The sequence below is a fragment of the Sphingomonas sp. PvP055 genome, assembly GCF_040546365.1.
Taxonomy (GTDB): Bacteria; Pseudomonadota; Alphaproteobacteria; order Sphingomonadales; family Sphingomonadaceae; genus Sphingomonas; species Sphingomonas echinoides_A.
Map to the genome: position 1 here is coordinate 3,500,701 of NZ_JBEPNS010000001.1, position 16,150 is coordinate 3,516,850.

Sequence of the window (16,150 nt, forward strand, 5' to 3'; positions counted from 1 at the left end):
CACGGTGACGATCGCCGGAACGACCGCAACCTATGTCGCGGGCGCGGGAAGCTTCGGCGCCGACAGTTTCACCTATACCGCGGCCGGACCCGGCGGCACCTCCACCCCCGGAACCGTCAGCGTGACCATTGCCACCCCCGCTGCGCCGGGCGCGGCGAACGTCTCCGCCGACGTCGCGTTCGGCAGCAGCGGCCAGCCGATCACGCTCGCGCCCAGCGGAGTCCATACCTCCCTCGATCTGGTGGCCCTGCCAACCAAGGGCACGGTGACGATCGCCGGAACGGCCCGCGACCTATGTGCCGAACGCAGGAAGCTTCGGCACCGACAGCTTCACGTACACCGCGACCGGCCCTGGCGGCACCTCCGCGCCCGGAACCGTCAGCGTGACCATTGCCACCCCCGCGGCGCCGGGCGCGGCGAACGTCTCCGCCGATGTCGCGTTCGGCAGCAGCGGCCAGCCGATCACGCTCACGCCCAGCGGAGTCCATACGACGCTCGGTCTGGCGACCCTGCCGACCAAAGGCACGGTGACGATCACCGGCACGACCGCGCTCTATGTGCCGAACGCGGGAAGCTTCGGTGCCGACAGCTTCACTTATACCGCAACCGGGCCCGGCGGCACCTCCGCGCCCGGAACCGTCAGCGTATCGATCGCAGCACCGCCACCGCCAGTCGCCGCGCCAATCGACGTGGCCGCAGCCGGGACGACGGTGGAGGGGGGCGCGAGCGTCGGCATCGATCTTGCCAAGCTCATATCGGGGACCTTCGCGACGATCGAAATCGTGACGCAACCGGCGCACGGCATCGTGACGCTGCGCCCACCCGGCGCGGCACGCGCATCGGGGGCGCGGAGCGGCGGCGACGCGGGGCTCCTTGCCGTTGCCGACTGGATCGCAGTCTATGCGCCACAGGCTGGCTACGCCGGGAAAGACAGTTTCCAGTTCGTCGCGGTCGGCCCAGGTGGACGGTCGCTGCCCGCGGTCGTCGAGATTACTGTCAGCGGCCAGCCCCCGACCGCGCTCGCCAAGACTGCCATGACGGGCGACGCGCAGACCGTTTCGGTCGAGCTGACCGAGGGTGCGATCGGCGCCCCGTTCACCACGGCAACGATCGACGGAATCACCCCGGCGGACGCCGCCACGGCCCGCATCGTGCAAGGGGGCACCGCCGCGCAACCGAGCTACCGGCTCGACCTGACCACCCAGGCGCATTTCGGCGGAAAAGTGATCGTGCGCTATCGCCTTGGCAACGTCTTCGGCCTGTCCGCCCCCGCCGAGGTGACCGTCACGGTTACCGCACGCCCGGACCCGTCGGCCGACCCCGTGGTCCGCGCGATCGCCGACGCGCAGGCGGAAACCGCCCGCCGCTTCGCCCGCACGCAGGTTTCGAACTTCATGGCCCGCGCGCAACAGCTTCACCACGGCGGCGGCGCGACCAACCCGCTCGGGATCGCGCTCAACTTGCGTGACGCGGTCCTGACCCCGGGCGGGCCGAACACGGTCGCGGACGATTCCGCGGTGTCGCCGACCGGGCGCAACCGCTTCGTGTCCAGAAGCGTCGCGGAAGCGACCTTGCCGGGACGATCGATCGGCAACGCGCCCGCAGACGAGCGATCCTTCGATGCGCTGCGCGGTTCCGACACCGCTGGCCACGAACAGGAGGATAGGTCGACAGCCGGTCCGCGCCCGATCGGCGATGTCGCGCTGTGGACCGGGGGATCGATCGAGATCGGCACGCTCGATCGGCGGTCGGGTCGGGCGAAGATCACGCTGGCGAGCGGTGGGCTGTCGACCGGCGCGGATATCCGGATCGCGGACTGGGCCACGTTCGGGCTCGGCGGCGGCTATGGCAGCGACGTCAGCCTGATCGACGGCGAAGCAGCGCGGGTTCGCGGCGAGACCAAGGTCTTCGCTGCTTACGGGAGCTTTGCCCCGATCGACGGCGCCTTCGTCGACGCGATGGTCGGCCATGGCAGTCTCGACTACACGACACGCCGTTTGGTCGCCTCGACCGGGGAACTGGCGCGTGGGCGGCGTGACGGGCACATGACCTTTGGCGCCGTGTCAGCGGGCGTGGACCGTGAGACGGACGATCTGCGCTGGTCGGGCTACGGCCGTCTCGAATGGCTGAACGGCAAGCTCGATGCCTATAGCGAGACGGGCGCGACGCGCTATGCGCTGCGGTTCGACACGCGAAGCGTCCGCTCGCTCACCGGCGTCGTCGGGGGTCGGTTGGAGGTCGCCCAGGACTTAGGCTTTGCGCGGGTCAGTCCCCGGATCGCGGCCGAATGGCTGCATGAGTTCCAGACGGCCGGGGTACAGAGCCTCGACTATGCCGATTTCACCGGCACATCGACCTACCACATTCGCGGAACCGGGTGGCAGCGCGAACAGTATCAAGTGTCAATCGGCAGCCGCTGGAGCCTGATGGTCCGGTGGATGATCGACATGGAGCTCGGCATGCGCGGTGCCGCGGGCGAACATGCGGCACAGGCGCGGCTGCGGATCAGCAAGCGTTTCTGAACCGCACCGTCCCCCGCACTAGTTCTTGAGCCGCCACCCGCTGCGAAAGATCCAGCCGACGACGCCGAGGCACAGCACCAGGAACAGCGCGGTGACGCCGAGGCTCAGCCCGACCGAAACGTCACCCTTGTCGAAGAACGCCCAGCGGAACCCGCTGACGAGATACACCACCGGGTTGAACAGGCTGACCGTCCGCCACGGCTGCGGCAGCATGTCGATCGAATAAAAGGCGCCGCCGAGGAAGGTCAGCGGGGTGATCAACAGCGCGGGAATGAAGTTCAATTGTTCGAACCCCTTGGCCCAGATGCCGATGATGAACCCGAACAGGCTGAAGGTCACGCTGGTCAATACCAGGAACGCGAGCATCGCGAACGGGTGGACGATCTGCAACGGCACGAACAGCGCCGCGGTTGCGAGGATGATCAGCCCGATCACGATCGACTTGGTTGCGGCGGCACCGACATAGCCGACTACCATCTCCATCGCCGAGACCGGCGCGGAGAGAAGCTCGAACATCGTGCCGGTGAATTTGGGGAAATAGATGCCGATCGAGGCATTGGCGATGCTTTGCGTCAGCAGCGACAGCATGATCAGCCCGGGCACGATGAAGCTGCCATAGCCGACCCCGCCGACCGTGCTGATCCGCGAACCGATCGCGCCGCCGAACACGACGAAATAGAGCGACGTGGTGATCACCGGGGTGACGAGGCTCTGCCACAAGGTGCGCAAGCCCCGCGCCATTTCGAAACGATAGATCGCCCAGATGCCGTTGACGTTGATCGCGGGGGCTTTGTGCGTACCGCTCATGCCGCGTCCTTCTTTTCGACCAGGTCGACGAAAATATCCTCGAGGCTCGATTTCGAGGTCTCAAGATCCTTGAACCCGATCCCGAGCTCGGCAAGCTTGCGCAGCAGCGAAGGGATGCCGGTATGCTCGGCCTGCGCATCGAAGATGTAGCGCAAGGTCTTCCCGTCATTCTCGAGCGCGACGTCCCATTCCGCGAGTTCGGTCGGGAGCGTAGCCAGCGGTTCCTGCAGCGAAATCAGCATCTGGCGCTTGCCGAGCTTCTTCATCAACTCGGCCTTGCCCTCGACGAGGATCAACTGCCCCTTGTTGATGACGCCGACGCGGTCGGCCATTTCCTCGGCCTCCTCGATGTAATGCGTCGTCAGGATGATCGTCGTCCCCTTCTCGCGGAGCCGGTGGACGAGCTTCCACATGTCGCGGCGCAAGGCGACGTCAACGCCCGCGGTAGGTTCGTCGAGGAACAGGATGTCGGGTTCGTGGCTGAGCGCCTTGGCGATCAGCACGCGGCGCTTCATGCCGCCCGACAGTTCCATGATCTTGGCGTTGCGCTTGTCCCACAGCGACAAGTCGCGCAGCACCTGTTCGAGATACGCCTCGTTCGCGCCGCGCCCGAACAGGCGGCGGCTGAAGCGGACCGTGGCGATGACCGTCTCGAACATGTCGACCGACAGTTCCTGCGGGACCAGCCCGATCGCGCGGCGCGCGCTGCGGAAGTCGGTCAGCGCGTCATGACCCAGCACGGTTACGCTACCGGTCGTGGGGGTGACGATCCCGCAAATGATCGAGATGAGCGTCGTCTTGCCCGCGCCGTTGGGACCGAGCAGCGCGAAGATCTCGCCCCGGTTGATCGACAGATCGATCGGCTGGAGCGCGTGGTGGCCTGATGCGTAGGTCTTGGAGACCCCCGCGACCGAAAGTATGCTGTCCATCAAGCCCCCATGTGTTGTCCCGGAGATAGGGGCGCTGGTGCGGCGCAACAAGGCAGGCTTAGATGCGCCGCGCTTCAGCGCCCGATCCGACGACGCAGGACCGACAGGCTGATGGCGATCGCGCGTCCCAGCGGGATCGGCGGCTTGCCGACCAGCGTCCGGATCTTGTCCAGCCGCGTGGAACGCCCCGCATAGAAGCGGCGGACAAGCGCCGGTCGCAGGCCGTAGAAACGCTCGATGACGCGATAGCGTTCTTGCGGATCTGCCCCGAGGAACATCATTGCGTTGAGAAAGCGATAGAAGCCGCGCGCGCGCCAGGCGGTTTCGCTATGGCGGCGCTGCGCCGCATGGATCGTGGTGCCATCGATCACGTCGAGGGCGGCGATCAGGTCAGCGGTCCGCACCGCGTCGGGAAAGCTGTAGCCGGTCGCCGGTTGGAACAGCCCCGCGCGGAGCCCGGACAGCGTGACGCCCTCGGGTGCCGTGTCCCACAGGTCCGCCGCGTCCCCGCCGATCGCCATCGGCAACACCCCCGCTTCGGTGCGGACGATGCTGGCGACACGCCAGCCTTGCGCGGCGGCATAGGCGAGCACGCGCGCACGCACCGCGTCGTTCGCCAGATCGGCATCATCGCTGAAATAGGTATCCTCGACCAGCAGGCGACGCGGGCCGAACGGGAGCGTGTAGACGAAGCGATAGCCGTCCTTCTGCGCGACGGTGGCGTCCATCACGATCGGGCCCGACAGCCCGTGATCCGCTTCCAGTTCCAGTTCGAGCCCGACGAACTTCTGCCAGCGCAGGTCGAGCGGATGATCGCGCGGAAGACCGCGTCCGTCGATCACCGCCTTGCTCCGGAGCACCCGCTGGTCCGCCAGCGTGACCGAGGTCGCCTCCAGCGCGACCACGCGCGTTCCAGTCAGGATGTGATCGGGTGGCACCGCCGCGCGCACCGCGGTGTCGAGCAGCACGCTCGTTGCAGTGCGATACCCGGCGCGGATCCTCCGCACGCGCTTGGGAAAGCGGACGGTGTATTCGTCCCAGCGATAGGCGATCAGCGGATTGGTCCAGCGCCGCTGCTCGGGCTCCATGTCGTCGTCGAACGAGGACCAGATATGATCGCCGCCGATCGTATCCCCCGCCTCGACGATCGCGACCGAAATCTCGGGACGAAGCTGTGCCAGCCGCAGCGCGATCAGGCCGTTCGACAGACCGCCCCCGACGAGTACGATATCGAAGACCAACGGCGCCCCCTCGCGTGGCCATCCCGACCGATGGCTTATCCGCTGACCATACCAGAAAGTAGCGGCTGGTGCGGCACGCAATACGCCGTGGCTATTTCGCCGCGCGGGCTTCGGCGACCGCCTTTTGCAACGCTTCCAGCGTCAGCGCGGAGGACACCACGCTGTTGCCGATCACCCAGCTCGGCGTCCCCGTAAGCCCCAATTGCCGTGCGATGCCCATGTTGGAGGCGATCTGCTCCTCGGCCTGCGGAGCGAACGCTGCCGCCTTGGCAAGGTCGACGCCCGCCGCCTTGGCGGATGCGGTGATCGTCTCGCGCGACACCGGGCCCGCCGCGTAGAGCGCGTCGTGGAATGCCTTGAACTTGCCCTGCTGCGCGGCGGCAAGGCTCATGCGCGCTGCGTCGACGCTCGCATCGCTCAGCACCGGGAATTCGCGGAACACCACGCGAAGCTTGGGGTCGCTCTTGAGCAGCGCCGCGATCGTCGGGAGGCTGGCACGGCAATAGCCGCAATTATAGTCATAATATTCGACCAACGTGACGTCGGGATTGGCGCTGCCCATCCAGGCGCTGCCGAACGGTTTCAGGATCGCGTCGCGGTTCGCCGAGATGACGTCGGCATGTGCGCGGTCGCGCAACGCGTCCATCGCTTGCGGGATGATCTCGGGATGGCGCAGCAGATAATCGTGCACCACCTGCTCGGTCCGTGCTGCATCGGGCGAGTTTGCGGGGACGAACCGGGCGAGCGCCCAGAACGTCGCCGCGCCGAGGATGGCGGCGACGAACGCCACCGCGAAGGAACCTGCATAAGGGCGCATCAGCGTCTTTTCTTGTATTTCTTGGGGTTGTCCGACATCTCGTTCTGCGCGGCCATGGCAATGTCTTGCGCGCGGATCCAGTCGGTCGAATTGGGCGGCAGGCCCGCCATCGCGCCACGCGCGCTATAGGCAGCGGTGCGTTGGTCGCCGGTCAGGCTGGCCTGCTCGGCGGTCGCGAGCAGCGCGCGGGTCTGGTCGCCCGACGCCTCGTAGACGGTACCGAGCTGATACCAGGCGAACGGATTGTCGTCGTCACGCGCGACCGCCTGGCGCAGCACCTTGATCGCCTCGGGATAATTGGCCTTGTCCTCGGTCGCGATCAGCGCGTGGCCGAAGGTGGTCGCGATCAGCGGGCTGTTGCGCGACAGGTCTGTCGCCTCGCGCAGCGGCGCAAGCGCCTCGCTCGGCTTGCCCGCCTCGAGCAGGATCTGGCCCTGGATCTCGAGGAAATACGGGTCATGCGGCGCGGTCTTGATGAGCGCAGCGGCCTCCGCATCGGCCTTCTGCGGATAGCCGGATTTATGCCAGGCGTACGCCCGCGCATAATGCGCATAGACGCTCTGGTCCTGCTCGGGATATTTGTTCAGCGTCGCCTTGGGGTCGGCGACATAGCCCATCAGCTTGGCCTTCACCCGCTTGAAGCGTTCCTCGAGCCCGGGATCGGGCCGATTGTTATACGCAGGCGAAGCCTGGACGTCGGCGGTCAGGTTGGCGATGCGTTCGCCCGACAGCGGGTGGCTCTGCGCGAACGGGTCGATGTTGTTCAGCCCGTAGGCATATTCCTCGTTCTGCAATTTCTTGAAGAAGGTCAGCATGCCCTTCCCGCTAATCCCGGATTCGCGGAGAAATTTCGCGCCGGTCGCATCGGCGGTCGACTCCTGGACGCGCGTATAGGCGAGGAACTTGCCCTGCGCCGCGCTGGTGCCCGCCGACAGGATTCCCGCCCCCGCCTCGGGCGCGCCCGCCGCGATCGCCGCAACGCCGAGCACCATGCTGAGGATCGAAATGCCCATCGCGGGGCGTGCGCCGCCGTCCATCAGCACGACATGCCCGTCGGCAACGTGGCCGAGCTCGTGCGCGATCACGCCCTGGACCTGATTGGCGTTGTCGGCGGCCTGGATCAGCCCCGAATGGACGTAGATCGTCTGCCCGCCCGCGGTGAAGGCGTTGACCGAATCGTCGTTGATCAGGACGACCTTGACCGCCGCGGGCGACAGTCCCGCCGCCTTGACCAGCGGCAGCGCCATGTCGTTGAACATCGCTTCGGTCTCGGCATCGCGCAGGATCGACTGTGCTGTTGCCGGTTGTGCGAGGAGCAGGAGGGAGGCCGCGAGTCCCGCGATGTACCGCTTCATGCTTCTCCTATCCCCGAGTTTGCGCGTGCGGGCAACCGTGGCGGCACTGCGCGCAGCGGGCTGAACGGCGGGTGAAGCCAGGGAGCGCCGGACCAGCGCGCAAGCCGCGCGGCACGATGGCGTTATGGTGTACCCGCTGCGTCTGCGCCCAGCCGCTTCTCGGTCAGGACGCTCCATCCGGTCAGGAACAGCGCGCCGACGATCGGGCCGACGACGATCCCGCTCAGCCCGACCAGTTCGATCCCGCCCAATGTCGTCACCAGGACCAGCCAGTCCGGAATGCCGGTGTCGCGCCCGACGAGGATCGGCCGCAGGATGTTGTCGACGAGGCCGATCACCACCACCCCGGATACGATCACCACGCAGGCCTGCCAGATCGCACCCGTCGCGAACAGATAGATCGCGACCGGCCCCCAGATGATCGCCGGACCGATCGCGGGCAGCAAGGCGGCGATCGCCATCAGCACGCCCCACAGCAATGCCGCGGGTAGCCCGACGATCCAGAAGGTGATCGCGCCGAGCGCGCCCTGCACCAGCGCCACGACAACCGACCCCTTGATCGTCGCGCGCGCGACCGCCACGAACTTATCGGTCAACCGCTGTGCCACGTCCCGTTCGAGCGGCAGCGCGCGCATGACCGCCGGGCCAAGCCGCTCGCCGTCGCGCAGCAGGAAGAAGGTGACATACAGCCCGACACCGAACGCCAGCAGGAATGCCGCGGCGTTCGCGCCGATCGAGAACGCGCGCCCCGCCAGCATGCTTGCACTGTTGGAGACCGCTTCCGATATCTGCGCTTGCGCGCGTTCGAAGCTGCCAAACCCGCTGCTGTCGAGCATCTGCTGCAAACGCTGCGGCAAAGCGTCGTGAACCTGCTCGAAATAGGACGCGACATTGATCTTTCCGGCGCGGAACTGACCATAAACGCCGGCAGCCTGATCAATAATCATGCTGCCCACGATCAACGCCGGGATGATCACCGCCACCGTGATGATCAGCAGTGCGACAAGCGCCGCGCGGTTGCGTCGCCCGGGCCAGCGCGCGAGCAGCCGCTGGAACAACGGCTGGAACAGGATCGCCGCCAGTGTCGCCCAGAGCAACGCGCCCAGAAAGCTGGTCACGACCAGCCCCAGCGCGATGGTGATCAGGACGAGGAAGACAATAAGTCCGCCATTTTCCACGCGCTGCCGTTCGATAGCGATTGTCTTATCCTTGAACATGAAAACGAGCACACCGAGCCGGGCAACCGTCTGGGTCGTTGCGGGGGTGAAACTCTCAACCGTGCAAATCGCTCCACGCGAAGCGGTCATGCTTAAGATGCAATGCTAGCAGGGAGATTGGCGCGGGAGGTTGGCCTGTCGCCGCATGCGGCACGCGTTCGGCGCGAGACGCCCCTCAGGCAAAACCGCGGCGGACCGGAACGGTGCAATATCAGCAGCGTGTCGTCGCCGACTCGCTGGGAAGCCCCCGCGTCCCCCGGCACGATGCCGGAGGACGCGGGGTCAGAGTCACGCGCCGAACGTGCGCTGCCACCAACCGCGACGCGGCGTGCCGGCTTCGCCCGGATCGGGATCGATCGCGGTCGGCGCGGGGGCCGGCGCTGCACGGTCGCTGTCCGCGGCGGGCGCGGTGGCTTCCGGGGCAGGCTCGATCGCCGGGGTCGATTCGACCGCTACGACCGGGTCAATCGCCGGGGCGCTGTCCGCGACTGGTGCTTCGGCAACGACTTCGGCCTTCGCCTTGGGACGCCGCGTGCGCTTGGGCTTGGCAGGCGCTTCCTCGGCGACGGTCGCGACCGGCGCTTCGACGACGGCTTCCGCGGGAGCCTCGGGGGCGACGGCCTTCTTGGTGCGACGGCGCTTCGGCTTGGCATCGGCCTCGGCGTCGACGGCGGGAGCCTCGACCACCGGGGTCTCGGCGACCGGCGCTTCGACCGCTGCAGCCTTGGCTGCGGGCTTGGCGTCAGCGTCGGGCTTGCGGGCCTTCGGACGACGACGGCCCTTCTTGGGCGCCTCTTCCTCGAGCACAGGCTCAGCCGGTGCTTCCGCCTCAGTCAGCGCAACCATCGTCTCGACGTCGACCGCGGGCAATTCCGCAGCAACTTCGACCGGCTGGGCTTCCTCAGCAGCGGCATCGCTCGACGGCTCGACCGCAGCCTGCTCGCCCTCTGCACGACGACCGCCGCGACGACCGCGACGACCGCGACGGCGCTTGCCGCCCTCACCTGCCGCGGCATCGCCTTCGGCGCTCGCAGCCGTTTCGTCACCATCGGACTCGGGCATGATGTCGGCACCGAGCAGCTCGGCGACATCGGACGCTTCCGACACCGCGTCGCCGCGATCCTCGTCGGTGTCCGCCATGGCTTCGCCGTCGGGCGAACCCTCGACCTCGCCCTCCCCCTCGGGACGATTGCGACCGCGACGCCCGCGACGGCGGCGGCGGCGGCGCGAACCACCCTCGTCGTCGCCCGCCCGCTCGGTCCGCTCCGGACGCTCGCGCGGTTCGCGCGCCGCCTTGGGCTCTTCCTCTTCCTCGACGACGTCGTCGACCTCGTCCTCATACTCCTCGTCGGCGATGTCCTCTTCGATGTCCTCGATCGGCGCATCGAAGCGCGGCGTGTAGGCGGGCGGCGGTCCGGAGACCTCGACCGACATACGCGCGCCTTCCTGCTCGCCGTCGGGCGAGACTTCGATCATCACGCCGTAGCGTTCCTCGATCTCGGCGAGTTCGGCGCGCTTGCGGTTGAGCAGGTAGAAGGCCGCTTCCTGGCTCGCGCGGAGCAACAGCTGCGATCCGCGACCTTGCGCGGCTTCGTCCTCGAGCAGACGCAGCGCCGACAGGCCCGACGACGAAGCGGTACGGACAAAGCCCGAGCCCTCGCAATGCGGGCACGGACGGGTCGATGCCTCGAGCACGCCGGTGCGCAGGCGCTGGCGGCTCATTTCCATCAGGCCGAACGACGAGATGCGACCGATCTGGATCCGCGCGCGATCGTTCTTGAGCGCTTCCTTCATCGCCTTCTCGACCTTGCGGACGTTCGAGCCGTTATCCATGTCGATGAAGTCGATCACGACGAGACCCGCCATGTCGCGCAGGCGCAACTGGCGCGCGATCTCGGCAGCGGCCTCGAGGTTGGTCGCGGTCGCGGTCTGCTCGATCGAATGCTCGCGAGTCGAACGTCCCGAGTTGATGTCGATCGACACCAAAGCCTCGGTCGGGTTGATCACCAGATAGCCGCCCGACTTGAGCTGGACCACCGGGTGATACATCGCGGAGAGCTGCTCCTCGACGCCCGCGCGCTGGAACAGCGGCACGGGGTCGCTGTAATGCTTTACCTTGCGCGCATGGCTCGGCATCAGCAAGCGCATGAAATCCTTGGCGTGCTGATAGCCTTCGGTGCCCTCGACGATGACTTCGTCGATCTCGCGATTGTAGATGTCGCGGATCGCGCGCTTCATCAGGTCGCTGTCGCCGTACACCAGCGCCGGCGCGGACGAGGACAGCGTCGCCTCGCGAATCCCGTCCCACAGCCGGGCGAGATAATCGAAGTCGCGCTTGATCTCCTGACGCGTGCGCTGGAGCCCTGCGGTCCGCACGATGCAGCCCATCGACGGGGGCAGCTTCATGTCCGCCATGATCGACTTCAGACGCTTGCGATCGCCCGCGTTCGAAATCTTGCGGCTGATGCCGCCGCCGTGCGACGTGTTGGGCATCAGCACGCAATAGCGACCCGCCAGCGACAGATAGGTCGTCAGCGCGGCACCCTTGTTGCCGCGTTCTTCCTTGACGACCTGGACGAGCAGCACCTGGCGGCGACGAATGACGTCCTGGATCTTGTAGCGGTGGCGCAGGTTGGTGCGACGCTCGCGAAGATCGTCGGCGGCATCGTCCGATGCCGAGCGCTTGCGGCGGCGACGGCCACGGCCCTCGCCGGGGTTTTCGCCTTCGGACGCGACTTCGCGATCAGGGACGATCTCGTCCGCGTCGTGCTCGCCATCATCCTCGAACCGCTCGATCGCATCCTCGTCGGGCTCGAAGCCTTCGTCGTCGGCTTCCAGATCGTCCTCGGCGTCCTGCTGGGCGCGCAAGGCTGCTTCTTCAGCAGCATGCTCGGCCTCTTCGCGCAGGAGCGCGTCGCGATCCTCCTTGGGGATCTGGTAATAATCGGGGTGGATTTCGCTGAAAGCGAGGAAGCCGTGGCGGTTGCCACCGTAATCGATAAACGCGGCCTGGAGCGACGGCTCGACGCGCGTCACCTTGGCCAGATAGATGTTCCCCTTGAGCTGCTTGCGCTCAGCGGATTCGAAATCAAACTCTTCGATCCGGTTTCCCTTGACGACGGCAACACGGGTTTCTTCCCGGTGCCGTGCGTCGATCAGCATACGCGTGGTCATGTAAATATCTCCGGACACGCGGCCGGCTGCGCCATGGCGCTAGCCGCGCGAAATAAAGGTACGCGGAGCGAGGGGCGGTAACGCCGCCGGTTTCGCTCGCGCGGTGGGTTGCTAAAATCGCCTCTGTTCGCTCTGCATGCCCGGCCTTCCGGCCCTGGGCATCCCGCGCAGTCGCGTTCCCGCCGGTAGCAACCGGGGGAAACGAGAAACGGGAACCATGCATCATGCGAACGTCAACCTGGATAGGCCGCGGCCAGAGAACACCGGGGCGGCCGAGTGGACCTGTCGCATCCGTTACTTGGGTAACGATCAGGTACTGGTTATTGCCTAGCACCGACCTGCGCGCGCAGCAACCGGCACGTTTAGCGACGATATCGGGTAATTCTATGGTTGGACGACACGTTAACGTTTGTGCGCTATCACCCGCGAAATGGTCGTCGGGGGATCCGAGAAGGTGTGCGTAGTGCGCTTGGTGCAGGTGTTTTCTGCCATGTTTGCGTCGATCCGTGCCAGGTTTGCACCCGCTGGCAGCCCTTTTCGAGCCGTTCGTCGCACGTTTACCGCCGGTTTCTGCGTGGCGACGATCAGCCTGGGGACGGCGCCTGCGATTGCCGAGGCAACCGCACAAGAGACAGATCGTGTTCCGGCCACCGCGATCAAGACCACGACGCCGAAAATGCCAGCGACCCGCCGATCCGCTGCAGCCCTCCCCCGGCCAGCACCGCAGCGTCGCGGGAGGCTGCCGCGGATTTATGGCGAGGACGAGCGTCGCCCGCTGGTCGTGATCGATGCGGGGCACGGGGGCATGGACCCCGGCGCGATCTCGCCGATCGACGGGCGGCGCGAAAAGGACGTGACGCTCAAGATCGCGCGCGCGATCCGCGACGAACTGGTCCGCGCCGGGCGCGTCCGGGTCGCGTTGACGCGCGAGGATGATCGATTCCTGATCCTGCGCGAACGCTACGGGATCGCGCGGCGGCTGGGAGGAGCGCTGTTCATCTCGATCCATTGCGACAGCGTCGGCTCGGGCGCGGCCACGGGAGCGTCGGTCTACACCCTGTCCGAGGTCGCCTCCGACCGCGAGTCCGCCCGGCTGGCGGCGCGTGAGAACAAGTCCGACATCATCGCGGGCGTCAATCTCGCGTCGACCAACGCGGACATCTCCTCGATCCTGATCGACCTGACCCAGCGCGAGACGATGAACGCGTCGGCGGGGTTCGCGCGGCTGCTCGGCCGCGAGGCGCGCGATCGCGTCCCGCTCAAACCCAATTTCCACCGGATGGCATCGCTGATGGTATTGAAGGCGCCCGACATGCCGTCGGTGCTGTTCGAAACCGGCTATATCTCCAACCCCGCCGACGCGGAGTTCATCGACAGCGAGGATGGTCGCCAGCGGATCGCGGAAAGCGTCGCGCGCGCCGTCGAAATCCACTTCGCGCGGCGCATGGCAAACCGCTGAACGACGTACGCAGACCCCCGCGATGCGACGGGTATCGGGCTGCGCGGGATAAGGCGGCTGGCAAGCGACGCGAAAGTTGCTAGAGCCTCGTGACTTATGGCCGAGCCCGACTCCACCGTGACATTCCGTATTCGTCGGGAAGAGGGGAGCTCAGAAGGCTTTCTTCGGCGCGCCTGGAAACGCTGGTGGGTCAAGACGCTCGCGATTCTGGCAGGTCTTGCCGCCATCGGCGCAGGCGTGGGCTGGTATGTCTTCGCGTCCGACTTGCCCGCGGTCGAAAAGCTGCGCACCTACGAGCCGCCCTTGCCGAGCAACGTCCGCGGGAACGACGGGACGCCGATCTACACCTATGCACGCGAACGACGGGTCGAACTGAGCTACGCCGAATATCCGCCGATGCTGGTGAAGGCGTTCCTTGCCGCCGAGGACAAGTCGTTCTTCGAACATCACGGGGTCGACTATCTCGGGATCGCCGGCGCCGCGTTCCGCAACCTCAGCACTGGCCGTCGTCCGGCGGGCGCGTCGACCATCACGCAACAGGTCGCCAAGAACTTGCTGATCGGCAACGCGCCCAATTACAGCCGCAAGATCAAGGAAGCGATCCTCGCGTACCGGATCGAAGGCGCGCTGACCAAGAAACAGATCTTGGAACTGTATCTCAACCAGATTGCGCTGGGGCGGAACGCCTTTGGCGTGGCGGCGGCGAGCTATGCCTATTTCGGCAAGGATCTGAACAATCTCGACCTTGCGCAGATGGCGTATCTGGCGATCCTGCCCAAGGGTCCGTCCAATTACGATCCGGTCCGCCACACCCAGCGCGCGCTCGACCGTCGCGCCTATGTGCTGCGCGAGATGCTCAAGAACGGGTTCATCACGCAGAGCCAGCATGATAGCGCGCTGGCCGAACCGCTCGGCACCGTTCCGCGCCAGACCCCCAAGCGCGAAACCGCGGGCGCAGGCTATTTCGTCGAGGAAGTCCGCCGCCAGTTGATGGGCAAATTCGGCGAAGACGCGCTCACCGGTCCGTACAGCGTCTATGCCGGCGGGCTGTGGGTGCGCACCTCGCTCGACCCCAAGATGCAGGATTATGCGCAGACCGCGCTGCGCGAAGGCCTGCTCCGGTTCGATCGCGGACGCGGCTGGTCCGGGCGGCTCGATCATGCCGAGATCGACGGCGACGCGTGGCAGAGCGCGTTTCTCAACAAGAACATCGGAGTCGATTACGACGACTGGCGCGCCGCGATCGTGATCGCGCTCGATACCAGCGCGGCGACGCTCGGGTTCGCCAACGGTGAGACCGGAACGATGCCGCGGTCCGCCGCGCAAATGCCGGTGCGGGGCGGGGGCGGCACCGCATATGCCGCGCTCAAGGTCGGCGACCTGATCGCGGTCGCGCCCGAAGGCGGCAGCTTCGCGCTGCGGTCGGTGCCCAAGATCTCGGGCGCGTTCGTGGTCGAGGAACCGCAGACCGGCCGCGTGCTGGCGATGCAGGGCGGATTCGATTCACGTTTGCAGGCGTTCAACCGCGCCACCCAAGCGCAGCGCCAGCCGGGCTCGACGATCAAGCCGATCGTCTATGCCGCCGCGCTCGAGGGCGGGATGACCCCCGCCTCGATCATCGTCGACGGGCCGTTCTGCGTCTATCAGGGCGCACGGCTGGGGCAGAAGTGCTTCCGCAACTTCGGCAACATGCGTGGCGCGGGACCACACACGATGCGCTGGGGCGTCGAGCAATCGCGCAACCTGATGACGGTGCGCACCGCGGCGACGACCGGTATGCCGCGGATCGTGTCACTGATGGACCGGATCGGCGTCGGCAAATATCCGCCCTACCTCTCCTATGCGCTCGGTGCGGGCGAGACGACGGTGTCGCGGATGGTCAACGCCTATGCGATCCTCGCCAACCAGGGGCAGTCGCATCCGTCCTCGCTGGTCGATTTCGTCCAGGACCGGCACGGCAAGGTGATCTGGCCCGAGAACTGGCGCGCGTGCGACCGGTGCAACGCGCCCAACTGGAACGGCAAGGCGATGCCGCGCCCGGTCGTGCGGGGCAAGCAGATCGTCAGCGCGATGAGCGCGTATCAGATGATCCACATCGCCGAGGGCGTGATCCAGCGCGGCACCGCGACCGTACTGCGCGATCTCGACCGGCCGATGTTCGGCAAGACCGGGACCAATTCGGGGCCGACCGACGTGTGGTTCATCGGCGGCACGCCGCAGATGATCGGCGGGCTGTATATCGGCTACGATCAGCCGCATTCGCTCGGCGGCGCGGCGCAAGGCGGCACGGTCGCGGCGCCGATCTTCAAGGCGTTCGCGGTCAAGGCGTATGAGGGCCTGCCCAAGATTCCGTTCCGCGCGCCTGCCGGAATCCGCATGGTGCGGATCGATCGCGGCAGCGGGCGTCCGGTGTTCGGTGCATGGCCGACCGACGACCCCAGGGCCCCCGTCATCTGGGAAGCGTTCAAGCCCGAGAGCGAACCGCGCCGCGTGATCCACCGCGACGCGACCGTTCCCGACCCCGTCGCTGCCGCCGCTGCCGCGGCGAAAGCGCGCGCCGCGGCCGAGGCGCAGAAGGACACGCGCCGCGACAGCGATTTCTTGCAAAGACAGGGTGGTATTTACTAGC

Annotated in this window: 10 protein-coding genes; 3 read left to right on the plus strand and 7 right to left on the minus strand. The window is 66.7% G+C overall.

Going from position 1 to position 16,150, the window contains the following annotated elements:
* Window positions 1-383 precede the first annotated feature (383 nt).
* Entirely contained in the window at window positions 384-2,522 is a 2,139-nt protein-coding gene (locus ABIC16_RS21190; protein ID WP_502958323.1) for an autotransporter family protein, read from the plus strand.
* 18 nt (window positions 2,523-2,540) lie between these two features.
* Here ABIC16_RS21190 and ABIC16_RS16455 read toward each other — a convergent pair whose 3' ends face one another.
* From ABIC16_RS16455 to ABIC16_RS16485, 7 genes are all read right to left on the minus strand, one after another.
* The gene (locus ABIC16_RS16455) at window positions 2,541-3,329 is read right to left on the minus strand and encodes an ABC transporter permease (RefSeq protein WP_277967747.1); all 789 of its coding nucleotides are present in this window, start codon (window positions 3,327-3,329) and stop codon (window positions 2,541-2,543) included.
* Complete coding sequence (locus ABIC16_RS16460; RefSeq protein WP_277967748.1) at window positions 3,326-4,258, minus strand: ABC transporter ATP-binding protein; 933 nt, start codon at window positions 4,256-4,258, stop codon at window positions 3,326-3,328. Before ABIC16_RS16460 ends, ABIC16_RS16455 begins: the two co-directional genes overlap by 4 nt.
* A gap of 74 nt (window positions 4,259-4,332) precedes the next feature.
* Complete coding sequence (crtY, locus tag ABIC16_RS16465; protein WP_354291892.1) at window positions 4,333-5,499, minus strand: lycopene beta-cyclase CrtY; 1,167 nt, start codon at window positions 5,497-5,499, stop codon at window positions 4,333-4,335.
* A 91-nt stretch (window positions 5,500-5,590) separates the two neighbouring features.
* Entirely contained in the window at window positions 5,591-6,316 is a 726-nt protein-coding gene (locus ABIC16_RS16470) for a DsbA family protein (RefSeq protein WP_354291893.1), read from the minus strand.
* Window positions 6,316-7,671 (minus strand): M48 family metalloprotease, encoded by a 1,356-nt coding sequence (locus tag ABIC16_RS16475; protein ID WP_277967751.1) that lies wholly within the window; start codon window positions 7,669-7,671, stop codon window positions 6,316-6,318. The genes ABIC16_RS16470 and ABIC16_RS16475 overlap by 1 nt, the downstream gene beginning before the upstream one ends.
* Window positions 7,672-7,793: 122 nt before the next feature.
* Window positions 7,794-8,888, minus strand: a complete 1,095-nt coding sequence (locus ABIC16_RS16480; RefSeq protein ID WP_354292360.1) for an AI-2E family transporter — start codon at window positions 8,886-8,888, stop codon at window positions 7,794-7,796.
* 288 nt (window positions 8,889-9,176) lie between these two features.
* Window positions 9,177-12,062 carry a ribonuclease E/G gene (locus ABIC16_RS16485; RefSeq protein ID WP_277967752.1) on the minus strand — a complete coding sequence of 962 codons (2,886 nt, stop codon included), beginning with the start codon at window positions 12,060-12,062 and terminating at the stop codon, window positions 9,177-9,179.
* 490 nt (window positions 12,063-12,552) lie between these two features.
* Here ABIC16_RS16485 and ABIC16_RS16490 point away from each other — a divergent pair, with 490 nt between their 5' ends.
* Together ABIC16_RS16490 and ABIC16_RS16495 are read left to right on the plus strand one after the other, a co-directional pair.
* On the plus strand, window positions 12,553-13,521 hold the full coding sequence (locus ABIC16_RS16490; RefSeq protein ID WP_502958324.1) for an N-acetylmuramoyl-L-alanine amidase family protein: 969 nt from the start codon (window positions 12,553-12,555) through the stop codon (window positions 13,519-13,521).
* A gap of 96 nt (window positions 13,522-13,617) precedes the next feature.
* The gene (locus ABIC16_RS16495) at window positions 13,618-16,149 is read left to right on the plus strand and encodes a penicillin-binding protein 1A (protein ID WP_354291894.1); all 2,532 of its coding nucleotides are present in this window, start codon (window positions 13,618-13,620) and stop codon (window positions 16,147-16,149) included.
* The last annotated feature ends 1 nt before the right edge of the window (window position 16,150 follow it).